23 protein-coding genes are annotated in these 22,779 nt (G+C 38.5%); 15 read left to right on the top strand and 8 right to left on the bottom strand.

Annotation, left to right across the window (positions count from 1 at the left end; genetic code table 11):
• Window positions 1–53 precede the first annotated feature (53 nt).
• From EA341_RS10185 to EA341_RS10165, 5 genes are all read left to right on the top strand, one after another.
• Entirely contained in the window at window positions 54–464 is a 411-nt protein-coding gene (locus tag EA341_RS10185; protein WP_293013728.1) for a (deoxy)nucleoside triphosphate pyrophosphohydrolase, read from the top strand.
• A 93-nt stretch (window positions 465–557) separates the two neighbouring features.
• The gene (locus tag EA341_RS10180) at window positions 558–1,187 is read left to right on the top strand and encodes an L-threonylcarbamoyladenylate synthase (RefSeq protein ID WP_293013726.1); all 630 of its coding nucleotides are present in this window, start codon (window positions 558–560) and stop codon (window positions 1,185–1,187) included.
• Between the two features lie 24 nt (window positions 1,188–1,211).
• Window positions 1,212–1,832 (top strand): WbqC family protein, encoded by a 621-nt coding sequence (locus EA341_RS10175; protein WP_293013724.1) that lies wholly within the window; start codon window positions 1,212–1,214, stop codon window positions 1,830–1,832.
• An 81-nt stretch (window positions 1,833–1,913) separates the two neighbouring features.
• A complete protein-coding gene (locus EA341_RS10170; protein ID WP_293013721.1) occupies window positions 1,914–4,445 on the top strand; it encodes an ATP-dependent Clp protease ATP-binding subunit in 2,532 nt (843 codons plus the stop codon).
• A gap of 151 nt (window positions 4,446–4,596) precedes the next feature.
• Entirely contained in the window at window positions 4,597–5,571 is a 975-nt protein-coding gene (locus EA341_RS10165) for a nucleoside hydrolase (protein WP_293013717.1), read from the top strand.
• A gap of 301 nt (window positions 5,572–5,872) precedes the next feature.
• Here EA341_RS10165 and EA341_RS10160 read toward each other — a convergent pair whose 3' ends face one another.
• On the bottom strand, window positions 5,873–6,967 hold the full coding sequence (locus EA341_RS10160; protein ID WP_293013715.1) for an acyl-CoA desaturase: 1,095 nt from the start codon (window positions 6,965–6,967) through the stop codon (window positions 5,873–5,875).
• A gap of 92 nt (window positions 6,968–7,059) precedes the next feature.
• The gene (locus EA341_RS10155) at window positions 7,060–7,245 is read right to left on the bottom strand and encodes a hypothetical protein (RefSeq protein WP_293013714.1); all 186 of its coding nucleotides are present in this window, start codon (window positions 7,243–7,245) and stop codon (window positions 7,060–7,062) included.
• A 532-nt stretch (window positions 7,246–7,777) separates the two neighbouring features.
• On the opposite strand from EA341_RS10155, the gene EA341_RS10150 reads away from it, so the two are divergent.
• Window positions 7,778–8,686 carry a hypothetical protein gene (locus tag EA341_RS10150; protein ID WP_293013713.1) on the top strand — a complete coding sequence of 303 codons (909 nt, stop codon included), beginning with the start codon at window positions 7,778–7,780 and terminating at the stop codon, window positions 8,684–8,686.
• 26 nt (window positions 8,687–8,712) lie between these two features.
• Window positions 8,713–9,648 (top strand): citrulline utilization hydrolase CtlX, encoded by a 936-nt coding sequence (gene ctlX / locus EA341_RS10145; RefSeq protein ID WP_293013711.1) that lies wholly within the window; start codon window positions 8,713–8,715, stop codon window positions 9,646–9,648.
• On the opposite strand, the gene EA341_RS10140 is transcribed toward ctlX, so the two are convergent.
• Window positions 9,640–11,202, bottom strand: coding sequence for a SulP family inorganic anion transporter (locus EA341_RS10140; RefSeq protein ID WP_293013709.1), 1,563 nt, complete (start codon window positions 11,200–11,202; stop codon window positions 9,640–9,642). The two genes, ctlX and EA341_RS10140, sit on opposite strands and share 9 nt — an antisense overlap.
• Window positions 11,203–11,453: 251 nt before the next feature.
• On the bottom strand, window positions 11,454–12,800 hold the full coding sequence (purB, locus tag EA341_RS10135; RefSeq protein WP_293013707.1) for an adenylosuccinate lyase: 1,347 nt from the start codon (window positions 12,798–12,800) through the stop codon (window positions 11,454–11,456).
• A gap of 154 nt (window positions 12,801–12,954) precedes the next feature.
• Between purB and EA341_RS10130 the strand changes: the two genes are divergently transcribed.
• The 3 genes from EA341_RS10130 to EA341_RS10120 are packed head-to-tail and all read left to right on the top strand — an operon-like array spanning window position 12,955 to window position 16,807.
• Window positions 12,955–15,186 carry a DUF5916 domain-containing protein gene (locus tag EA341_RS10130; protein ID WP_293013705.1) on the top strand — a complete coding sequence of 744 codons (2,232 nt, stop codon included), beginning with the start codon at window positions 12,955–12,957 and terminating at the stop codon, window positions 15,184–15,186.
• Between the two features lie 12 nt (window positions 15,187–15,198).
• Complete coding sequence (locus tag EA341_RS10125) at window positions 15,199–16,305, top strand: ferredoxin--NADP reductase (protein WP_293013703.1); 1,107 nt, start codon at window positions 15,199–15,201, stop codon at window positions 16,303–16,305.
• Window positions 16,298–16,807 carry a hypothetical protein gene (locus EA341_RS10120; protein WP_293013700.1) on the top strand — a complete coding sequence of 170 codons (510 nt, stop codon included), beginning with the start codon at window positions 16,298–16,300 and terminating at the stop codon, window positions 16,805–16,807. Before EA341_RS10125 ends, EA341_RS10120 begins: the two co-directional genes overlap by 8 nt.
• 2 nt (window positions 16,808–16,809) lie before the next feature.
• Here the strand turns inward: EA341_RS10120 and EA341_RS10115 are convergent, their stop codons facing one another.
• Window positions 16,810–17,127: an iron-sulfur cluster assembly accessory protein gene (locus tag EA341_RS10115; protein ID WP_293013774.1), complete on the bottom strand. Its 318-nt coding sequence runs from the start codon at window positions 17,125–17,127 to the stop codon at window positions 16,810–16,812.
• Between the two features lie 128 nt (window positions 17,128–17,255).
• Here EA341_RS10115 and EA341_RS10110 point away from each other — a divergent pair, with 128 nt between their 5' ends.
• The 5 genes from EA341_RS10110 to EA341_RS10090 all read left to right on the top strand — a co-directional run bounded on the left by EA341_RS10110 (window position 17,256) and on the right by EA341_RS10090 (window position 20,970).
• On the top strand, window positions 17,256–17,777 hold the full coding sequence (locus EA341_RS10110) for a hypothetical protein (RefSeq protein ID WP_293013695.1): 522 nt from the start codon (window positions 17,256–17,258) through the stop codon (window positions 17,775–17,777).
• Between the two features lie 9 nt (window positions 17,778–17,786).
• Complete coding sequence (locus EA341_RS10105) at window positions 17,787–18,203, top strand: YkvA family protein (RefSeq protein ID WP_293013693.1); 417 nt, start codon at window positions 17,787–17,789, stop codon at window positions 18,201–18,203.
• Between the two features lie 104 nt (window positions 18,204–18,307).
• Window positions 18,308–19,024: an oxidoreductase gene (locus EA341_RS10100; RefSeq protein ID WP_293013692.1), complete on the top strand. Its 717-nt coding sequence runs from the start codon at window positions 18,308–18,310 to the stop codon at window positions 19,022–19,024.
• Between the two features lie 4 nt (window positions 19,025–19,028).
• Entirely contained in the window at window positions 19,029–19,481 is a 453-nt protein-coding gene (dtd, locus tag EA341_RS10095) for a D-aminoacyl-tRNA deacylase (protein ID WP_293013690.1), read from the top strand.
• Between the two features lie 16 nt (window positions 19,482–19,497).
• Window positions 19,498–20,970: an ATP-binding cassette domain-containing protein gene (locus EA341_RS10090; RefSeq protein ID WP_293013687.1), complete on the top strand. Its 1,473-nt coding sequence runs from the start codon at window positions 19,498–19,500 to the stop codon at window positions 20,968–20,970.
• Between the two features lie 166 nt (window positions 20,971–21,136).
• On the opposite strand, the gene EA341_RS10085 is transcribed toward EA341_RS10090, so the two are convergent.
• From EA341_RS10085 to EA341_RS10075, 3 genes are all read right to left on the bottom strand, one after another.
• Window positions 21,137–21,520: a hypothetical protein gene (locus tag EA341_RS10085; RefSeq protein ID WP_293013685.1), complete on the bottom strand. Its 384-nt coding sequence runs from the start codon at window positions 21,518–21,520 to the stop codon at window positions 21,137–21,139.
• Between the two features lie 73 nt (window positions 21,521–21,593).
• The gene (locus EA341_RS10080; RefSeq protein WP_293013682.1) at window positions 21,594–21,860 is read right to left on the bottom strand and encodes a hypothetical protein; all 267 of its coding nucleotides are present in this window, start codon (window positions 21,858–21,860) and stop codon (window positions 21,594–21,596) included.
• A gap of 190 nt (window positions 21,861–22,050) precedes the next feature.
• The gene (locus tag EA341_RS10075) at window positions 22,051–22,359 is read right to left on the bottom strand and encodes a hypothetical protein (protein WP_293013679.1); all 309 of its coding nucleotides are present in this window, start codon (window positions 22,357–22,359) and stop codon (window positions 22,051–22,053) included.
• Window positions 22,360–22,779: the final 420 nt, after the last annotated feature.

Raw genomic sequence — 22,779 nt, 5'->3', positions numbered from 1 at the left:
ATAACGGCAAAAATAGAGATTTTTGTTCAAGGGGCTAATTAACTTTACAATCTATGGAAAAACCTATACAGGTTATTTGTGCGATAATCATCAAAAATAAGAGGGTCTTAGCCGCCCAAAGGAGTGAATATATGCACCTGCCATTGACTTGGGAATTTCCAGGAGGCAAGCTGGAAGGGGCTGAGTCAGAGGAGGAGTGCCTTAGAAGGGAAATTAAAGAGGAACTTGATATAGACATAAAAATCCATCAAAGCTTGAGTAAAAACATTCATCAATATCCAGGGAAAAAACAAATTGAACTCATCCCCTATGTTTGTTATTTTTCAAGTGGGAAAATTTCTCTAAAAGAGCATAAAAAAGCTGATTGGTTTAACTTGGATGAACTCAGGGCATTGGATTGGGCAGCAGCAGATATTCCTATATTGAATGAGTTTATAAAACTATTTCAAAATCAGCTTGGTTGAATTAGTGAAAGAATGAAAGGACTAAAACCATAATGCTTCTTAAAATTTATAATTACCTTTAATAAGCTTTAATCATTTTTAACCTATTGAAATATGCCTGCTGAATTTATTAAACTGTATCCGGAAAATCCCGAGATTAAGAAAATAGAAACCATAGTCAATATCCTGAGAGATGGTGGCGTAATCATTTATCCTACAGATACGGTCTACGGGATGGGTTGTAATATCCACAATCAAAGGGCCATAGAACGCATCTCACAGATCAAAGGTATCAAGCCTAAAAAACATAATTTTTCCTTTATATGCTATGACCTAAGCAACATATCTGAGTATACCAGGGCTTTAAGCACGCCGGTATTCAAGGTTATGAAAAAAGCTCTTCCAGGACCATATACCTTTATTTTGGAAGCCAACAACTCGGTTCCTAAAATCCTTAACAGCAATAAAAAAACAGTGGGTATCAGGGTGCCTGATCATCCTATCCCAAGACTTTTGGTAAAGGAATTGGGATACCCTATTTTGACCACATCTATTCATGATGAAGATGAAGTTGTAGAGTATAGCACTGACCCGGAATTGATTTATGAAAAATACAGGGACTTAGTTGATGTCGTTATCGATGGAGGTTATGGAAATAACGTGGCTTCAACTGTTTTGGATTGTACAGGACAGCAGATAGAAATAGTCAGAGAAGGCCTTGGCCCGATTGATGATTTATTCTGATATTTGTCTCATAAATTTCACATAATGGGGATTATTACCGAGCTTTTTTATCTGCCATCAATAGAGTATTTTGCTGCTGTTCAGGGGAATGGAATAATTTGTCTTGATGATTTGGAACGATACCAAAAGCAAAGCCTTAGAAACAGAACTTCTATACTTTTGGCCAATAAAACTGAAAAGCTATCCGTTCCTGTATATGGAGGGAATAAAAACCAACCATACCGCGATATTCGTATAGATTATGAACAAAAGTGGTTGAACGTACATCTGCGTGGTATGCAGTCCGCTTACGGAAAAGCCCCTTTCTTTGAATTTTATTACCCTTACCTTGAACAAGTGTATTTGAAGAAACTGCCGTTTTTGATAGATATGAACCAGCAACTACTGACAGTTTGTCTGAAATTGTTGAGGTGGGATACAGAGGTAAAATATTTAAGTGAGTTCGGTGAAAAGTCAGGTTTGAGCGATCTGAGAGGGGTAATCAAGTCTAAAGAACATTTTACCGAAAGGGATATCTATGAGGCTAGACCATACAGTCAGTTGTTTGGCGTAGACTTTGTCCCTAACTTAAGCATAATAGACCTTTTGTTTTGTGCAGGTCCGGAGGCTGAAGCCATAATTACCGCATCAAAAAAAATTGAATGAACAATAGCGGATTGGATTGTGTTTTTAAAACAAATTAGGTAACATTAGTAAAGATTTCAAATCAAATCAGAAAGGATATAAATGGAGGCAAAATTTTCAAACAGAGTCAAAGAGGTGATCTCTCTTAGCCGCGAAGAAGCTTTGCGATTAGGGCACGATTACATAGGTACGGAGCACCTCTTGCTGGGCATGATTCGTGAGGGAGAAGGAGTGGCTGTTTCCATACTCAAAAAAATGGGAGTTCCATTAGACGAGCTTAGAAATTCAATTGAGAGGGCTGTCAAAGGTACCGCAAACCATAATGTGAAAAATCTTGCCAATATTCCATTGACAAGACAATCTGAAAAAGTATTGAAAATCACTTATTTAGAGGCTAAAATTTTTAAAAGCCAGTTGATAGGTACAGAACATTTGCTGTTATCCATTCTCAGGGATGAGGATAATATAGCAACGCAGATATTACATAAATTTGACACTAATTACGACTCGGTAAAAGAGATGCTGGAATTTCAAACAGATGCAGGTCCAAGATCAAAAGCAGAAGCTGACGATCCGGACGAAGATGGATCAAAATTGTTCGGCTCTTCATCGGGCAGTTCATCAGGTAGTTCGTCCAAAGGTTCTGGAGAAAAATCCAGAACCCCGGTTTTGGACAATTTCGGGAGAGACTTGACCAAAATGGCCGAGGACGACAAACTTGATCCTATCATTGGTAGAGAAAAAGAAATTGAGCGTGTAGCGCAGATTCTATCGAGAAGAAAGAAGAATAATCCAATCCTTATCGGTGAACCTGGCGTGGGTAAAACGGCAATAGCTGAGGGGCTCGCGTTGCGTATCGTTCAGAAGAAGGTTTCAAGAGTGCTTTTCAATAAACGTGTTGTAACTTTAGATCTTGCTTCTTTGGTGGCCGGTACTAAGTACAGAGGTCAATTCGAAGAAAGGATGAAGGCGGTTATGAACGAATTGGAAAAATCACCTAATGTCATCCTGTTTATAGATGAATTGCACACAATAGTAGGTGCAGGTGGCGCCAGTGGTTCATTGGATGCGTCCAACATGTTCAAGCCAGCCCTTGCAAGGGGTGAAATACAATGTATTGGAGCAACGACTTTAGATGAGTACAGACAGTACATTGAAAAGGATGGTGCTTTGGCACGTAGGTTCCAAATGGTAATGGTAGACGCTACCACTCCAGAAGAAACCATTCAAATTCTCAACAATATCAAAGACAAATACGAAGATCATCACAATGTAATTTATACCGACGAGGCAATAGATGCTTGTGTGAAATTATCGGATAGGTACATTTCTGACAGGTTCTTGCCTGACAAAGCTATAGATATCTTGGATGAGGCCGGAGCTAGGGTCCATATTAATAATATCCATGTACCTGAGGAAATTCTCAAACTTGAGCAAGAAGTAGAGGATATCAAGGTGGAGAAAAACAGGGTAGTGAAAAGCCAGAAATATGAAGAAGCTGCCCAACTTCGAGACAAGGAGAAAAAACTTCTAGAGCAGCTTGAAAATGCCAAAACCCGTTGGGAAGAAGAAAGCAAAACCAAGCGCTATACTGTTGAGGAAGAAAATGTGGCGGAAGTTATTGCAATGATGACTGGTATTCCTGCCAAAAGAATTGCCCAGAATGAAGGAACTAAGCTGTTGAGTATGGCTGATGAACTTCAAGGTAAGGTGATTGGACAGGAGCAAGCTATCAAGAAATTGACTAAAGCTATTCAGAGAACGAGGGTAGGATTGAAGGATCCTAAGAAACCAATCGGCTCCTTTATCTTTCTAGGTCCAACTGGTGTTGGTAAAACTGAGTTGGCTAAAATATTGGCAACCTATCTTTTCGATAAAGAAGACTCCTTGATAAGAATTGATATGTCTGAGTACATGGAGAAATTTAGTGTTTCCAGATTGGTAGGAGCACCTCCAGGATACGTTGGATATGAAGAAGGTGGTCAATTGACCGAAAAGGTCAGGAGAAAGCCATATTCAGTAGTATTGCTTGACGAAATCGAAAAAGCTCATCCAGATGTTTTCAATATCCTTTTACAGGTGTTGGATGACGGTATACTTACCGATGGCTTGGGCAGAAGAGTAGATTTTAGAAACACCATCATTATTATGACTTCCAATATAGGTGTCAGAGATTTGAAAGATTTTGGAGCAGGAATTGGATTTGCTTCAAAAGCCAAGTCTCAAAGTATGGATGAAGTTATGAAATCTACAATTCAAAGTGCCTTGAAAAAGGCGTTTAGTCCAGAATTCCTTAATAGGCTGGACGACGTGGTAGTTTTCAATTCACTTGATAAAGATCACATTCATAAAATTATTGATATCAGCTTAGGAAAGCTCTTTAAAAGAATAACCGATTTGGGTTATTCCATAGAATTGACCGAGAAAGCGAAAGATTTCCTTGCAGAGAAAGGATATGATCAGCAATATGGAGCCAGACCTTTAAATAGGGCCATCCAGAAATATCTGGAAGATGCTCTTGCGGAGGAAATTCTCAAAGGAGAATTATCAGATGGAGACGTTATTATTGCAGATTATTCCGGAGAAGGGGAGGAGTTGACCATTAAGGTTGACAAGAAGGAAAAAGCCGGATGAGTTGTTTAACACCAGATTGATTGAGACGGTCAGCGCAAGCTGACCGTTTTTTTGTGGGCTTTTCGTACTTCAGATAAAAAAATTAAAGAAAATATAAATGTGAAATGAAAAATGCTTGTTTAGGGATTCACTTGATTCAAACCATTCGAATATGATTATGAGGATACGATTTATAGCCCTTCTTTACTTTTGTGTATTTTCTATTATATCAAATGCCCAAAGTTACAAGGTAATACTGGATACAGATATTGATTCTGATGTGGATGATGTGGGTGCATTGGCGATGCTACATACTTTGGCAGATTATGAAGTAGTGGATATTTTAGGGGTAATTGTTACGAGTGATGACCAGTATGCTGCACAATGTACAGATGCTATCAATCATTATTTTAAAAGAGGGAATATTCCGATTGGCGTGGAGAAAGGAGTCACTTTAACGTCCTTTTCAAAATACACCAAGGAAATCAGTGAAGAGTTTAATCACACTTTGACATCTTCTGATGATGCTGAGGATGCGACTTCTCTTTATCGCAGACTGCTTTCTACTCAATCTGATTCAAGTGTCATCATTATTACCATCGGGCATTTGACAAATTTGAGAAACTTGATAGAGTCCAAAGCGGATGAATATTCAGACCTTTCAGGTATTGATTTGGTCAAGAAAAAAGTCAAATTTTGGTCTTGCATGGGAGGGATGTTTCCAGAAGGTAAGGAGGCTAATTTCTATCGGCCCGATCCAGAATCCACCAAAATAGTAGTTGAAAATTGGCCGGTAAGGGTAGTGTTTGCAGGATGGGAAATTGGAAATGAGATAATAACTGGAGCAGATTATCTCAAAAAGTCATTGCCAAAGGATAGCCCTGTGTGGAGAGCATATCAGCTATACAATAATTTTCAAGGAAGGCAGAGTTGGGATCAGGCATCCATACTTTATGCTGTCTCCAACTCAGAAGATTACTGGGGTTTGAATGAAGAGGGTAGGTGCGTGGTGATGCCAGATGGTAGTAATACGTGGGAAAATGGAGAAAGAAGTAATCATTCCTATCTGATTCAAAAGATGAATCCCAATGAAGTAGCCAAGATTATTGATGCGTTGATGGTAGGTTTTTATAGCGCTGACTTTTGATTATAGTGCTATGAAGGTGGTTTGATTTACGCACTTTTCAGTAAATTAAAAGACTTTCATTTAGAGTGTTTTACTGAAAAGCCCAGCCTACAAATACCCCATAATTTGGCTTGAAATCTTTTTCTGGGCCATATTGGTCAAGGTTTGCACCCAGTCCAATACTTCATCGCTGGCATTTGTGTGAAACCTGAAATACTCTTTAAGCAAAGGATGTATAATTCAAAATTGGCAATAATTCCGAAATTTGAAGCATGTCTTCTTCCTTTTCACCCCTGATGACTGTCAATAATCAAAGGATACCCTATGCGCTTTGAAGTTCCTGAACTGTCCCCATTTTTTTTAAGAAGTTGTAGTGAGAATTCACCGCAGAGAAAAAGGATTCATTCTCATGATAAGGAAGGTCAAATTCTTCAGCCGTTTTTTTGACAATTTCAGAGATCGCAGGATAATGGATATGGCAGATATTTGGAAAAAGGTGGTGTTCTATTTGGAAATTTAAGCCACCAAATGCAGAAGTCACTAATGGATTTGTTCTTGCAAAATTTGCAGTGGTTTTCATCTGATGTACTGCCCAAGCATCTGAAATACTTTTGTCTGAGTTGGGTTCAGGCATATCAGTTTCCAGCACCAGGTGCGCCAGTTGAAAAACATTACCCATAACCATTCCTTCTGCAAAGTGCATTACCATCAAGATAAGTAAAACAGTCCACCAAGCAAACGGCATAAACACCAGTGGAAACACCAGGAACAAGGTGTAGTAAAGCGCCTTATATGCAAAGAGTTTAACGTATTCCGATGTAGGGGGAGTATGGTCTTTTTCTCGTAATGATTTGTCAAAAAACTTCTTATAATCTTTCCTGAAAAACCAAGAAAGAGAAGATAAGGAGTAAAGCATAAAAGAATAAATATGCTGGTAACGGTGTATTGGTTTCCATTCTTCAGTACTGTTAATCCTAATGAGGCCGGGAGCTACTTCCAAATCCGCATCATGTCCTATGACGTTGGTGAAAGTATGATGTATTTGGTTGTGTGTAATTTTCCAGATATAAACATTTGCTCCGATCAGGTTAAAAAACCAACCTAAACTTGAATTGACCCATTTTTTATCCGAGTAAGAGCCATGTAAGGCATCATGGCAGATATTGAAACCAATAAGTGTCATGGTGATTCCCAATGCGGCAGCCAAGAAAAAGTGTACGATAAGAGGGAAATGACCAAAAACCAAAAGCACATAAAACCCAACAAAAAGCGCTAGAAGAACAATGGTCTTCAATACCATTTTCCAATTGGCTTTTTTGGAAATATTATTTTCTTCAAAATAGCTGTTCGTATTTTTTCTAACTGCTTGAAGAAATTGAGATTTTTCATTCTCAATAAATTTTAGTTTTCTGGACATGCCTAAATACTATCTAAGGTTAATTTTGATTAATGGTTTCACCAGTATAATGCACCTCAAAAAATGGTGGTTTGAGTAAGGTTGGATTTAAATCAAAATAGTTGAAGCTCAGCAAAGATGGCTTCAAGTTCAGGTCGTGTTTTTACAAGTTTTGCAGAAAGGCGATCCAGCATAGTGTCACGGGAGCCCTCTTGAAAATCAAAATCTTGGTCAACCAAAATAGGGAATCTTCTTTTTAACATGATTTTTTGTTCTCTCCAACTTCTTAGGATATTCATATATTTATTTTAAGTATAATAAAGGGGTATGTAACGTATGCTTAAGTCAGGATTAGTAACTCATAGTACCTACTTTTGATTGATACAATGATACAATTCAGTTTAATATTCTGCAAAGATAAATTTAAACTCACAGGTTAAATAAGCATAACTACTAGTTTCATACAATATAACACATATTAGCCTGTAATAAGTTTAACTTTGAAGTAATTACTTTTTTCAAGAAGAAGGTTTGATGGTTTTCATTTTTTTATTTGGAAGTTTCGTTTTAGAGAATTAATTGTTAAAAGTGTGTCTCCACGAAGATGTGAGTATCGTATGCATTGGGTATTCAATTATTTTAAGTTTCAGGATGCGGATTTATCATCATAATCTTGAAATTTTTAGGCCTTTAAGGAAATCCTATTCTTGATCAGTTTTCGATCTTCATTTTGTTAGAAATCTTTCAAATTTGAAAGGTTTGTTTAACAATCCTTAACCAACCAATTTAGTATTGGGCTTAGTCTTTGCGTAGAACACAGACATGAACAGCATGAACTATTACCTTTTTAAGGTTTTATTGATTTTTGTATCCCTGCCCTTTTTGATATCTCAAAAAGTACCTCAGGTAAAATATCTTCCTTTGATACCCATGTATCAGGATTCTTTATTCTCAGGTCCCAAAACTATTGGGAAATTGAAAAATAAAGCAATTGATGAAGCAAGTGGTTTGGCATTTTCCCAGATGCACCAAGGCATTCTTTACACACATAACGATAGTGGGGGAGACCCTTTTGTGTTTCTCTTAGATACATTGGGTAAAGACCGTGGTAAAATTATTCTTGAGGGAGTGAAGAATAGGGATTGGGAAGATATTGCGGTGGGACCTGGTCCTTTAGATAACACATCCTACATTTATGTGGGTGAAATTGGAGACAACAGAGCTGAATATCCTGAGATCAAAATCCATCGGTTTCCAGAGCCCAAGACTATTGAAAAATCAGTAAAAGTAACGCCTGAGACTTTGACTTTAGTCTATCCGGATGGTCCAAGAGATGCTGAAACCCTGATGATAGATCCACTTTCAAAAGATATATTTATCCTATCCAAAAGGGATAGCGCCAATACCCTGTACAAAACAACCCAGGACGCTTTTTTAAAAAATGATATAGTAACACTTGAAAAGGTAATGACAATAGACCTTACCATGTCAGTGGCAGGTGATATCTCTATGGATGGAACCCAAATCCTGATCAAAAATTACCTTGTTGTATTTTACTGGGAAAGAGATCCTTCAGAAAGTATTCCAGAAGCCCTGGCAAGAAACCCTGTTATCCTTCCTTACAAACCAGAACCCCAAGGTGAAGCAATTGCTTTTGCTCCAAATGGGAAAAGTTATTTCACGCTGAGTGAAAAAAGATCTGGAATTGATCCGGTATTGTATCGGTATTACAAAAAATAACTAATTTGAGGATTCAACAGAAACTTATGCCCCTACAGACAACTTCAAGTATACTCATGGTCAGACCGGCCAATTTTGGTTTTAATATTGAAACAGCTGAAAGTAATTTTTACCAGAAAAGAGACGCAAGGACAGACCGGGAATTGAATAGGGCTGCGCAAAAAGAATTTGATGATTTTGTAATTCTCTTGGAGAAAAATGGGGTTGAAGTAATAGTAGTAGAGGATACTGTTGAACCCAAAAAAACAGACTCAATTTTTCCAAATAACTGGTTTAGTACGCATGAATCCGGCAAAGTTGTCCTTTATCCTATGTTTTCCCCTAATAGGAGGTTGGAGAGGCGGATGGATATTGTGGAAATGCTGATGAAGAAAGGATTCAGGGTTGATGAAATTGTGGATTTGACTTTTTTTGAAAAAGATAATCAATATTTAGAGGGAACAGGCAGCCTGGTTTTGGATAGGGTTAAGAAAGTTGCTTATGCATGCAAGTCAGTCAGAACACATGAGATTCCATTGGAGTATTTTTGTAGACTGATGGGCTATGAAGGGGTTGTTTTTGGGGCTGCTCAAACGATAGATGGTATAGTATCCTCTATTTATCACACCAATGTCATGATGCATATTGGTTCTGAATTGGCAGTTGTCTGCTTGGATAGTATTCGGGTGGCGACTGAGAAATTAAGGGTGCAGGAATACCTTGAGAAGACCGGTAAGAAAATGATACCGATCACAGAAAAGCAGAAATTTAACTTTGCTGGTAATATGTTGGAAGTAAAGTCAAAGTCAGGAGAAAAAATCACTGTAATGTCTAAGGCTGCATGTGAGTCTTTAGGCGATGTACAGCTTAATACGATCAAACGATATACTGAAGTTATCAGTGCAAGCATTCCAACTATTGAAAAGCTCGGAGGAGGTTCAGTAAGATGTATGATGGCGGAGAATTTCCTGCCCTTAGTGTAAGCTGGAGATTTTGATAGACCTGATATTGATCGTTTCTACCTCAATATTTTTGTTTACTGCAGTAATTTTAAAATTCTCTATTACTTCCAAAACATCATAATCAATAACCTTGGAATTGCTGCCGTCAATGATCACATGTCTGCCTTCAGGAATCTCGTCCAAAGTTTTGATCAGTGCACCTTTATTCAGAAAGCTGACTTCTTCTGAGAGTCTGATTTTGATAGTATTGCCCTTAGTGGTCGTGTTTTCTTCCAAAATATGGGAGTTTTGATAATTCCTCAGGAGTATAATCATGATGGCTACTCCCATACCTAAACCAATTCCGATAAGTAAGTCAAAAACGACAATGCCAATAATGGTCACTGTGAATGGCAAGAACTGATCCCAACCGAGTTTAGCTTGGGTTTTGAAAAGAGAAACTTTGGTCAGCTTATAACCCACCTGTAAGAGTATCGCCGCAAGGCAAGCTAATGGGATAAGATTCAGAAGTCCAGGAATGAACATGACTGAGGCAAAAAGTAATATTCCATGGAAAATAGCTGACATTTTTGTACGTGCTCCGGAGGTCACATTTGCAGAGCTTCGGACTATTACTGCTGTCACGGGAAGTCCACCGACTAAGCCATTGATAATATTTCCAACTCCTTGGGCAAATAATTCTTTGTTTGGAGGAGATATTCTTTTGAAACTGTCAATCTTATCTGCGGCTTCTAAACTGAGTAAGGTTTCCAAACTTGCGATTATCGCGATGGTAATGGCTACAAGCCAAACTTCTGAATTTAACGTCTGAGAAAAGTCAGGAAATGTAAATAGATTGGTAATATCTCTAAAGCTGCTCAATATTGGTAGAATTACCTTGTCTTCATTGTCTAAATACAATACTGGTATATATAACTTAAAAAGCTTATTGAGACCTACACCAAACAATACTACTACCAAAGGACCTGGTACAAGTTTTCCAACAAAGCCTCTTTTGAATCTTGGAAGGTCCCAGATAATCAGAATGGTTAGGGAAACTGCAGTGATAATAATGGCCCCAATATCAATATCACCGGCAAGATTACCCAAATCCAGAACAGCCTCCCAGTCGTTGATAAAGGGAATGTACTCTGCTATACCTTTGGCTTCGTTTACTCCAAAAGCATAAGGAATTTGTTTGATGATCAGGATAATTCCAATTCCCGCCAGCATACCTTTTATGACAGATGTGGGGAAGTAATATCCAATAATACCTGCTTTGAGGATACCCAAGATAATTTGGAATATTCCAGCAAGAAAAACGGCAGTAAGAAATACTTCAAAAGACCCCAAATCCTGAATGGCATTGAGTACAATAACCGTCAATCCTGCAGCAGGTCCTGAAACCGATGTGTTAGAACCGGAGAGGCTCCCCACTACTATACCACCTATCACTCCAGCGATGATTCCGGAAAATAAAGGAGCCCCTGATGCCAAAGCAATGCCAAGACAAAGGGGTAAAGCCACAAGGAAGACCACAAGTCCGGCTGGAAGGTCACTGTTCAAGTGGCTGAATAGGTTCTGGGTTGATTTCACTGAAATTCGGGATTTGGTAAGTGTTATGACTTCACTAAAAATATCAATTTAAAATAACAAAATAATTAATTTTTAAATCTCTGGTTTAGGCTTAGAAAAAGTTGGCAATTTAGGTTCAAGTATACCTAGGTCTTCTTGCTTAGAGGCAATACTACAAATAGATACACCAACTGCTTTTATCTACGAAGACTGTAAAGCTGAAAAAACATCCACCCAAAGCCTCAAGGCCCCGAGTGGATGAAAAAAAAAGATCAATAAATTCCTGTATAATTGAAAGGACTGATTTGTCTTAATTCAGCCTTTATACTTTCACTTACCTGGAGGGTTTCTATAAATTCTCTGATGGAGGTCTCCGTGATTTTAGTGTTGGTTCTTGTGAGTTCTTTCAGCGCTTCATACGGTTTAGGGTAGCCTTCCCTTCTCAAAATAGTCTGAATTGCTTCGGCCACAACAGCCCAGTTTTCTTCCAAATCAGCTTCTATGGCGGCCTTGTTCAGTTCAAGTTTACCAAGTCCTTTTTTTAAGGACTCAAAACTTATTAGCATGTGGGCAAGAGGGACGCCAATAATACGCAATACTGTGCTATCAGTAAGGTCTCTTTGAAGCCTACTGATGGGAAGTTTTGCAGCAAGGTGCTCTAATAAAGCATTGGCAATTCCCAAATTTCCTTCAGCGTTTTCAAAGTCAATGGGATTGACCTTGTGCGGCATGGCCGAGGAACCGACTTCACCGGCTTTTATTTTTTGCTTAAAATAATTCATAGCTACATATTGCCATATGTCTTTGGAAAGATCCAAGAGAATTGTGTTGATTCTTTTTAATCCATCAAAGCAAGCAGCAAGGTTGTCATAATGCTCAATTTGGGTGGTAGGATAGCTTCTTTCCAGTCCCAGGTAATTAGATACAAAGTTGTTGGCAAAAGTATTCCAATCCGTTTCTGGATAAGCGACGTGATGGGCATTCATATTTCCGGTAGCACCACCGAATTTAGCAGAGTAGGGAACTTGTTGCAGTAGTCCCAATTGCTTTTCCAATCGATTTACAAATACCTTTATTTCTTTGCCAAGTTTGGTTGGGGAAGCAGGCTGGCCATGTGTCTTGGCAAGCATGGGGATGTCATTCCATTCTTTTGCATTCTCATCAAGCTTATTGATGATAGCATTCAATTCCGGTAGAATTACATCAGTCAACCCTTCTTTCAACATCAGTGGCGTCGCAGTATTGTTGATATCTTGGGAAGTAAGACCGAAATGTATAAATTCCTTATAGGCTTCCAATCCCAATACATCAAACTTTTCTTTGATAAAATACTCAACAGCTTTAACATCATGATTGGTGATTTTTTCAGTATCCTTGATCACTTCTGCATCAGCTATGCTGAAATCTGATGTAATTTTTCTTAGTGCCGGGAAAAGATTTTTATCCAGGTCTTTGAGTTGAGGAAGAGGGAGTTCACAAAGGGCAATAAAGTATTCTATTTCTACATGAACCCTATATTTGATCAGGGCAAATTCTGAAAAATATTTTCTTAAAGAAGTGGTTTTGGAACCGTATCGGCCGTCTATAGAAGAAACAGCACTCAGGTGGGTCAAGTCCATTATAGCTTGGGTTTGATTTGAGTTTGCAATTTAGCCCTAAGCTTTGAAAAACCTGCCTTCCGTTTAAATTTAAATCAATATTATCAAGCACGGATTTCTGCCTTAGGAAAAATTAGATTGGTCAAACCATTTACTTAGATGTATCATTGCGGCAATGAAGCCTATTTACCAACTACTTGTTTTTATTGCCTTTTTACTTTCTCAACCGGTTCTTTCAAAAGATGGAAAGGATAAGGAATCAAAGGCAAATGCTGCCAAGGACAAAGAATTTGGATTGGAGATTGGTTATGCCGTCAAGGCGGTGAATCTAGACGGTATTTTGGAAGAGGGGGAGTGGGACGATTCCCAAATGATTTCTGGTTTTGTACAGCAAATTCCAAATGAAGGACTTCCGGCAACCGAACGAACAGAGGTCAGGTTAAAGTATGATGATGATTTTTTATACGTAGCAGCTACTATGTATCAGACCACAGGAGGAGACTATGTGGTGTCATCCTTAAAAAGGGACTTTAGGTTTTATGAAAATGATGCATTTGCTATAGTTTTAGGACCATATGATGATGGTAATAACGGCTTTATGTTTTCTGTCAGTCCTTACAATATACAAATGGAGGGATTGATTTCTAACGGAGACAGGGTGTCTGATGTATGGGACAATAAATGGTTCTCGTCTGTAAGGAGGTACGATGACCGATGGGAAGTCGAAATGGCTATTCCTTTCAAAACCTTGAGGTTTACTGAGGGCTCGGAATATTGGAGGGTGAATTTTTTAAGGAATGATCGAAAGAATTTCGAACGCTCCTCATGGGTGCCAGTTCCACTAAATCAAAGGATTCAGGGTATTGCTTTCTCCGGATACCTTAACTGGGATAAGCCCCTGAAAAAGCCTGGATCTAATATTGCCGTAATTCCTTATATGGCTACAAATGGCTCTAAGGATTACCAAGCGGAAGGTGGAGTCAATTCGGGCGTTGCAGCAGGTTTTGATGCTAAAGTGGCCCTTAGTCCATCTATGAATCTCGACCTTACCTTCAATCCTGACTTTTCTACAGTGGAAGTGGATCAGCAGCAAACCAACCTGAATCGTTTCGAGCTCTTTTTCCCTGAAAGAAGACAGTTTTTCCTAGAAAATGCTGACTTGTTTGGAGACTTTGGTTTTTCAAGTATCAGGCCCTTCTTCTCTAGAAGAATAGGGATTGCAACCGACAGTATGGGAAGGAGTTCCAATAATAGAATCCTTTACGGGGCCCGGCTGAATGGTAATGTAGGCGATAATACACGTGTGGGCCTACTCAATATGCAAACGGCTACAGAAGATGCGGTTGGTTATCCTGGACAAAATTACACAGTAGCTACTGCCCAGAGGAAAGTCTTCAGCCGCTCAAGTATAGCTGGGGTTTTTGTCAATAGACAAACAACCGGCATGGTGGATGAACCAGGTAGGAATGTAGCCAATTACAACAGGGTACTCGGTATTGATTACAATTTAGCCTCTGAAGACAATAAATGGAATGGAAAGTTTTTTTACCATCAATCTTTTAGTCCTGATGTGAGTGGAGATGCAAAAGCACATGCCAGCCATTTAAGTTACAATACTAAAAAATGGATCCTTCGCTGGAACCACGAATACGTGGGTGAAAACTATAATGCGGAAGTTGGATTTGTTCCGAGGTCAGCGTATTGGAGATTTGAGCCAAGTATGATGTATAGGCTTGTTTCGAATAACAGCAAGATTTTTCAGCAAACGTTTCAGCTGGCTTACGATGTGTATACAGACAAGGATTTTGGTCTGAAAACAGATGAGAGAATGACATTTGCTTATAGGTTGTATTTTAAAAACACTTCGACTTTACAGTTACGTTTATTCAACGAATATGTGTACCTGTTCAACTCTTTTGACCCCACGCGAACAGGGGGAGAACGCTTGAAGGCAGGAACGGACTATTCCTACACCAGGATGGGAGTGACTTACAGATCTGATGCGCGTAAGCTATTTAATTATTCCAGTACGGTGTATGCCGGAGAATATTTCAATGGAGAAAGACTCTTTGTCAATACCGATATCAATTACAGGTTTCAGCCCTATGGGAATATTTCCCTTTTTGCGGAGTACAATAAAATCGACATGCCAAACCCCTATAATGACGCAAGGCTTTGGTTGGTTGGGCCAAAAATGGACGTCTCCTTTACGGACAAACTTTTCCTGAGTACTTTTGTGCAATACAATTCTCAGATTGAAAATATCAATATCAATACCCGTTTTCAGTGGAGATTTAAACCAGTTTCAGATTTATTTGTTGTTTACACAGACAATTATCATCCGGAGAGCTTACAAATTAAAAACCGTGCATTAATTTTGAAGCTGACATATTGGATTAACGTGTAAAGAAAAGTGGGAATGTTTAATTTATTCAAAAAGAAAAAAGAAGATAATAATAAAGGCGATCAGTATTTGTCTCTCAAAGTGAGAGAGGTGGTGAAAGAAACCCCGGATACCGTCACTATATTTTTCGAGCAGCCAGAGCCTTACCTCGACTATAAAGCCGGGCAATACCTTACAGTAATATTTGATATCAACGGAAAGGAAGAAAGACGTTCTTACAGTCTGTGCACCTCTCCGTTTGTAGATGCTTACCCAGGCATTACCGTCAAAAGGGTAAAAGGAGGTGTCGTTTCGAATTATCTCAATGAGAAGATTCATCCTGGAAAAACCATTGAAATCATGAAACCCTTGGGGAATTTCATAACAGATTACCATTCCAAGTTCAAAAGGGATTTTGTGATGATTGCAGGTGGATCAGGTATTACGCCCATTATGGGAATTACCAAGTCTGTATTGGTTAATGAACCAGAATCCAAAGTTACCTTGCTGTATTGTAGTAGGTCAGAAGAGCAGATCATTTTCAAAAACGAACTTGAAAAACTTGAAAATAAATATGAAGGTAGGTTGATGGTCATCCATAATCTCAGTCAACCTGAAGATACCTGGACAGGATTGAAAGGTAGGTTGAATGCAGCCAAAATCAAGGATGTGCTAGACAGCACAGTGGATATCAAATCGCAAAACAATAAATTTTATGTCTGCGGTCCTGAAGGATTGATGGATACAGCGCTTGAAACTCTCAAAAACCTTGGAATCCCTAAAGACAGGGTTTTTGAAGAGAGTTTTTACAATGATTTGGAGGCAAAAGAAAAAGAGCTTAAAGCTGAAGGAAAACTTTCCCCTGAATTGACCAGAGAGGTCTCAGTAGAGGTGGAGGGAGAAACATTCGTCTTTGAAGTTCCAGCAGGGAAAACAATTCTTGAAGCAGGTTTGGATGAAGATGTAGATATGCCCTACAGTTGCCAAAGTGGACTTTGTACAGCTTGCCGAGGTAGGTTGATTACAGGTAAGGTAGATATGATAGAGGATGCAGGCTTAAGCGAAAGTGAAATTGCTGAAGGATATATACTTTGCTGTTCTTCCAAACCAGCCAGTTCGGATATTAAAATTATAATTGAATAAGAAAGTTTTGGATAAGGATCTCATTAGAAAAAAATACGAAAAATTGGAACGGAATGCGCTCATCATGATGGCCATTCCGCTTCCTTTTTTTGCACTGTCTTATTTATATACTACCAGTAGCACGATTTCTTATCAAGCACCCGATCTCCCATTGATTTTGGATACTATTTTATTGACTTTGGTAATCGTGATGTTGGGTATTCATTACGTCAATTTTCAATCTTCTATCAAATCGGCAAGGACTGAAGGAAGGGACTTGGAGGACAAAGTAATGCGCTATACCCAAGCTACCATGAGAAGGCTTTGGGTCCTATTTGTGGTGGTATTTCTTTGTGCAGGAGGGTTACTGATTTACGAGAATCCCGGATACACGATTTCATTTGCAGTGGCCTTGGTGTTTTTTTCATTGGGGAAACCAACACCAGATAGAATTATTCGATTGTTGAGGCTAAAAGGCGAGGAAAAGGAAGCCATCGAGGCGTTAAAAATACGTGCTGATTAGCACTATTCTGCATCATGCCTTTTTGGGACATCAGGATTGATAAAAGTAAAACCCCTTGCTTCATTTCCTTCAAAGAAATCTACCTGCATGCCCATTAAAAACATGTAATGTTTCTTTTCTATCAATACGGGAATGTCCGCAACTTCAAATTGCTGGTCTCCTTCTTTGGGTTTATCAAAACCTAACATATACGCCATACCACCACAGCCACCGCCCTTTACACCTACACGTAAGGAATAATCAGAGGGGATGTTTTTATTGGCTATAATGTTTTTGATTTCTGCCTGAGCCTTTTCAGTAATTATAATTGGGATCAACATGTATTCTAAATGCAATTATTCGTTATTGAGTTCAAATTTAGGAGCTAAATCAGGATAATTAAATATCAATTCCCAAAGTTTTAAAGCATTCATTAATTTCGGATATTCGACCCAAACTAAAACAGACTATGGAGTACTTGGCAGATTTGTTGAAAATTATATTACCTGCGGGTTTAGTGATTTATGGTATGTACATCACTATCATGAGTTTTCTAAAAAAAGAAAGGGAAAAAATGTTGGTGGACATCAAAACCCAAAGTACCAATACCATATTACCCATCCGCTTGCAAGCTGGAGAGCGGTTATGCCTACTTCTGGAAAGAATTACCCCAAATAACCTGGTAAGGAGGGTGAGTAACCCAGAATATTCAGCAAGGGATTTGTATCAGGTTTTACTGCAAGAAGTGAGGGAGGAGTTTAATCATAACCTCGCTCAACAAGTATATTTTTCTGATGAGACTTGGGAAAGTGTCAGAAGAGGAGTGGAAAGTGTCATCACCATGATCAATCAGGCCATGCAGGAAATGCCGGAAGAGGCCCGTGGTTTGGATTTGGCTAAAAAGATTTTCCAAATTTCATTGGACCAAAAATCTGATGCTATACAAAAAGCATTAAGAAATGTGAAGAACGAAATCAGGATATTTTTCTAAATTGAGCATATGAGTACATTCAAAGACATGTCTATAGATTTTTTTTCCAAGGCGAAGCTGCTTTATCAGGAAAAGGCAAATGAAATTGCCGGTGAGGATGGCAAGCTGAAAAAATTGATCGAAAAGGTAAAAATCAGGCTTGAACAAGTGTCCCATAACCCCAAAATCAATGAAGCCCTTGAGCCGATTTTGGTTTTCAAAAGAATGATTGTCGCACATCGACGTAAGGAATTCAAAGTGTCAAACCGGACTTTGGGCTTGATTGTGCTGGGCTTGGTTTATTTTGTCACACCGCTTGACCTTATACCGGATTTTATTCCTGTGATTGGTTACGTAGATGATTTATCTGTTTTATTGGCTGTTTTTGGAACAGTCAAAGACGAAGTAGATGACTTTAAAAAGTGGGAAAAGTCCAAATTACTTTAAAATAAAAACCTTTTTAAAATTGGCACAATCCTAAATCGATATTTTGAATATGGGGAATGAGGCCGGAAATGAAGGTGAGATCTTTGAAAAATAAATATATACAGATGAAAAAAATAGCTTTTTTGGCAGGTACTTCAGGGTTGGTTGGGATGCAGTTGCTTCACCAGCTGATCCAAGACCCTGAATACGATATGATAGTGTCTGTAGGTAGGAGGAAACTTGCCCTCAAACATGGTAAATTGGTACAAATAGAGGCTGACTTTAAGACGATCAGAAAGTTGGACTTGGAGGAAAAGCTCAAAGAAGAAGATTTGGGAGGTGCTTACTTCCCATTGATTCAGGCTATCAAAAATAAGTCAGTAAATATTCATGCATTTTGCACCTTGGGTACCACCATCAAAGCAGCAGGTTCTAAGGAGAAATTCTACGAGATTGACCATGATTATGTTATTAATTTTGCTCTTTGGGCGCATCAGAATGGAGCTAGAATTTTCATGTACGTCAGTGCTCTAGGGGCTGATCCTCAGTCTAAAGTATATTATAATCAAGTGAAGGGAGAAGTAGAGGAAGATCTCAAAGTGGTTCCTTTTGAATACTTAGGACTTTTTGAACCATCCCTGTTATTGGGGAACAGAAATGAATTCAGATTTGGAGAAGAAGTGGCTAAAATAGTTACCAAACCGCTTGTCTGGTTGAAATTGGCAAAGAAGTACAGACCTATTTATGACCACCAAGTAGCCAAATCCATGATATTTCATGCCAATCAAGTCAAGTCTGTCAAAGCAGAAGTGATTCCATCCAAGGACATGCAGGCCTTTTAGCATCATGATCGTAGTAATTCAAAGAGTATTAGAGTCTGCGGTCAAGGTAGGCGGAAAGACCATCGGAGAGATAGGATATGGGTTGATGGTCCTTTTAGGGATTGAGGATGCCGACACTCAGGAAGATATAAATTGGTTGAGCAAAAAAATTGTGAACCTACGTATATTCCCTGATGAAAATGGTGTGATGAATAAAAGCCTATTGGACGCCGGAGGAGAGGTTTTACTGATCTCTCAATTTACCCTTCATGCCAGTACCAAGAAGGGTAATCGCCCATCTTATATCAAAGCGGCAAAACCCGATTTTGCCATTCCTATGTATGAAAAGTTTAAGGATGCACTGGAGGGAGAACTCGGAATAGAGGTAGAAACAGGAGAATTTGGTGCTGATATGAAGGTTTCATTGATCAACGATGGCCCTGTAACCATTACAATTGATTCCAAAAATAAAGTTTAAATAAAATAATAATTCTTTGTCAACCCTGATTTCTATTAAGAATGCCACTGTCAGACACTTGGACAAGGTGTTGTTTGAAAATATGGATTTTGAGTGGGATCAAGGTGAGCATTGGGCTATTATAAGTCAATCTGGGGCGGAACTGACAGCGTTTTTGGAAACCTTATACGGTAGGGCCATGGTCATTGCTGGGACAATTGAAAGACCATTTTCCAAAACATACCAAAAGCAGATGTCAGATGAAGGGAAAGTAAATTCCTTCCGTGACCTGATAGCGGTAGTTTCGCAGAAGTACACTTTTAGAAATAAATCCAACCTACAGAATTTCTATTACCAGCAGCGCTTCAATTCCATGGAGTCGGAAGAAGCGGCTACCGTAGAAGAGTTTCTACTAGAAGTTCCTGTTCGCAATTCAGGGAATTGGACTCTTCAAAAAGTGATGCAATTGCTTCAATTGGAAAAACTAAAAGACAAATCCCTGATCAAATTGTCCAATGGAGAAACAAGGAGGTTGGCCATCGCCCAAGCATTGCTGCAGAATCCTATTTTGCTGTTGATGGACCAACCTTTGACTGGACTGGATGTACAGACCAGGGCTGACTTTGGTGCAATCCTAAAGGAAGTGGTGTCCTCGGGTATTCATATTGTAATGGGTACCAATCCAGAGGAAATCCCAGAATGTATTACGCATATTGCATTTCTTGGTAAAAAGAAAGTATTGAAAGCCTTTCATGCTGATGAGAAAGATCGGATTTACTTTGACCTTGATGGAGCTGGGGGATTTGAAATGCAAGCATTGAAAGACTTGGTTTTGCCCTATCCGGATTCCCATGTAAATACCATTATCCAGCTGAAAAACGTGAACGTCAAATACGGGGAGAAGCAAATACTCCAAAATATCAATTGGCATGTAGAATCTGGGGAAAGATGGAGCCTGAAAGGTCCCAATGGCGCTGGTAAATCAACTTTGTTGAGCCTTATCCTTGGAGAAAACCCCCAAGCTTATGCCAATGAGATATGCCTATTTGACAGAAGGAGAGGAACAGGAGAGAGCATTTGGGACATTAAAAAGAAGATAGGTTTTGTGGCTCCTGAGTTAAGCAGATTTTTCCCTCCTAATCAGACATGTATTAAAGTAGTTTTATCTGGCTTATTTGATACTATGGGCTTGTTCAGGAAAGCTTCAACAGCACAGGAAAAGTTGGCTTTGGACTGGTTAGGTTGCTTTGGTTTAGAAGATACGGCGGGCAAGCTTATGAAAAATGTTTCTTTAGAAAATCAACGCTTTATTCTACTAGCCCGTGCGATGATCAAAAAGCCTGAATTATTGGTGCTGGATGAAGCCTCTCAGGGAATGGATATGATACAGCGGAAGATTTTTAAAGAGACGATTAACCGGATCTGTCAGCTTATTCCGGTGGCATTGATCTATGTGAGTCATTATGCAGAGGATATTCCAGAGGTGGTGGATAGGGAGTTTTTACTTTAGATTTTAGATTTCAGATTGTAGATTTGGCTCTTGTGTTATTGTTGAAATATAGAGTTTAGGGAAGGATGAAGGATAAGGGAGGAAGGATGAAAAAGTTTTAGTGGGAATTGTTTCTGGACACGGAGTGATCATACTTTTTAGCCCAATTTGGCAACCTATGGATTTACTATCCAAATTCATCTAAAAGCATTTTTTTAAATTTAAAAGGGGATACTCTGTAAAACTTCTTGGAAGTATGGTATACTATATTTTCCATATCCACCAGAAGAACAACACAATTCCAGGTAATCGGGTTATGAACCAAGATTTGATCACTTGCTGCATATTGTGGATCTCTATAGATATTGTGCCCTATTTCCAAGTCTAACTGATTGAAAAAATAGACCAAAATTTCGCCATTTTCACCATTGTCTATGATCATATGGGCTTCGCCTAGGTGCAATTGTAGAATATCTTTAGGTGTTCCTACGTAATGTTTGGCTCGGGTTAAGGTTCTGTCACAAGACGAGAACAGAATCAAAAAAAACGATATGACAAAAAACCTTTGCATTTACTGTTGATTTAATTACCCCATACTAAACAGACGGTTTGATTAAGGAAAGGATTATGAACCTACATGATTTTCAATGGCCTCTATATTTTTCCAATACCATGTATTCTAGATTGTAAGGAGTGGCATGATAGAATTTTTTAGAGCTGTGATATACCCTGTCGTCTAAGTCAACCAGGAAAACCACATAGTTCCATTTTTTCTTACTAAAGGCTACATTTGTCCCACTAAAATTTCCATTGCCATGGATATCATCTTCCTTACCATAGAATTTGATTTTACCGCCTTCACTTAAAGTATAAACTAAAAACTCACCTTTTTCTCCATTAGGAATAATCAAGCGTGGATGGCCTATGTTAGAGATAAGGGCTTCTTTGGAAGAACCTAAGTATTGTTTGGTCTACACCAGGTTTTTATTACAACCAAAGGAAAAGACCAAAATGATTAGGAGCGGAAGGCATTTTTTCATTCGTATATCATAATTCTTTAAATCAATAAGGGAACTACATGAATACACTCATATATTTTTTTTATCCATACTGTTCTTTCATCATTCTTTTTAACTGTTGTGGGGAAACCCTGTAAAATTTCTTGGCGGTGTGGTAAACAACATCTTCGGGATCAACGAGAAAAATGACATAATTCCAGGAAACCATGTCATTCACCATGCTCCCATCACTTTTCAAAAACTGTGGTGTATTGACTGAATTTCCATTTGGAGCCATTACCAAATTCCTTTGATTGAAAAAATACACCAAAATTTCCCCTTTCTCTCCATTGTCAATAGCCATATGAGCTTCTCCAATATGCAATTTCAATATATCTTTGGAACTGCCCACATAATGCCGCGTTTGTGTAAGCGACCTGTCACAGGAGCTAAAAACAATCAAAAACGTAAAAAAGTACAAAAGCCTTTTCATAGCAGGAAGGAATTACAAGAATTATACCTACTAATACACACGTTGTTAATGTCTTAGGGTTTCAGTAATTTCAATTATCCCAATTATGAATTTTCAATTATGATTTATGGATTGGGTTTGAGTTGCTCATCAACATTCCGATTTTGGAGCTTAAATCAGGGAATTGTTTATCTGTATTATTTTGAAAGCAATTACCTGATAATTTATTTTCATTAAACTTAAACATCGGTGGTATTTTGTTATTGTATTTTTAGTTTTTCGAATTACTTTCAGGTATGAAAACTCTTGTTCTCCTTTCCATATTCTTTTGCTTGGGATTTAGTATTCAAGCTCAGCAGC

Origin of the sequence: Mongoliibacter sp. (assembly GCF_007692705.1) — a bacterium.
Classification (GTDB): domain Bacteria; phylum Bacteroidota; class Bacteroidia; order Cytophagales; family Cyclobacteriaceae; genus Mongoliibacter.
This window is presented reverse-complemented; position numbering and strand designations above follow the sequence as displayed.

Bases quoted from the DNA above. Each gene is read 5' to 3' on its own strand.
- EA341_RS10185 (WP_293013728.1), top strand. From the start codon at position 54: ATGGAAAAACCTATACAGGTTATTTGTGCGATAATCATCAAAAATAAG.
- EA341_RS10180 (WP_293013726.1), top strand. From the start codon at position 558: ATGCCTGCTGAATTTATTAAACTGTATCCGGAAAATCCCGAGATTAAG.
- EA341_RS10175 (WP_293013724.1), top strand. From the start codon at position 1,212: ATGGGGATTATTACCGAGCTTTTTTATCTGCCATCAATAGAGTATTTT.
- EA341_RS10170 (WP_293013721.1), top strand. From the start codon at position 1,914: ATGGAGGCAAAATTTTCAAACAGAGTCAAAGAGGTGATCTCTCTTAGC.
- EA341_RS10165 (WP_293013717.1), top strand. From the start codon at position 4,597: ATGATTATGAGGATACGATTTATAGCCCTTCTTTACTTTTGTGTATTT.
- EA341_RS10160 (WP_293013715.1), bottom strand. From the start codon at position 6,967: ATGTCCAGAAAACTAAAATTTATTGAGAATGAAAAATCTCAATTTCTT.
- EA341_RS10155 (WP_293013714.1), bottom strand. From the start codon at position 7,245: ATGAATATCCTAAGAAGTTGGAGAGAACAAAAAATCATGTTAAAAAGA.
- EA341_RS10150 (WP_293013713.1), top strand. From the start codon at position 7,778: ATGAACTATTACCTTTTTAAGGTTTTATTGATTTTTGTATCCCTGCCC.
- ctlX (WP_293013711.1), top strand. From the start codon at position 8,713: ATGCCCCTACAGACAACTTCAAGTATACTCATGGTCAGACCGGCCAAT.
- purB (WP_293013707.1), bottom strand. From the start codon at position 12,800: ATGGACTTGACCCACCTGAGTGCTGTTTCTTCTATAGACGGCCGATAC.
- EA341_RS10130 (WP_293013705.1), top strand. From the start codon at position 12,955: ATGAAGCCTATTTACCAACTACTTGTTTTTATTGCCTTTTTACTTTCT.
- EA341_RS10125 (WP_293013703.1), top strand. From the start codon at position 15,199: ATGTTTAATTTATTCAAAAAGAAAAAAGAAGATAATAATAAAGGCGAT.
- EA341_RS10115 (WP_293013774.1), bottom strand. From the start codon at position 17,127: ATGTTGATCCCAATTATAATTACTGAAAAGGCTCAGGCAGAAATCAAA.
- EA341_RS10110 (WP_293013695.1), top strand. From the start codon at position 17,256: ATGGAGTACTTGGCAGATTTGTTGAAAATTATATTACCTGCGGGTTTA.
- EA341_RS10105 (WP_293013693.1), top strand. From the start codon at position 17,787: ATGAGTACATTCAAAGACATGTCTATAGATTTTTTTTCCAAGGCGAAG.
- EA341_RS10100 (WP_293013692.1), top strand. From the start codon at position 18,308: ATGAAAAAAATAGCTTTTTTGGCAGGTACTTCAGGGTTGGTTGGGATG.
- dtd (WP_293013690.1), top strand. From the start codon at position 19,029: ATGATCGTAGTAATTCAAAGAGTATTAGAGTCTGCGGTCAAGGTAGGC.
- EA341_RS10085 (WP_293013685.1), bottom strand. From the start codon at position 21,520: ATGCAAAGGTTTTTTGTCATATCGTTTTTTTTGATTCTGTTCTCGTCT.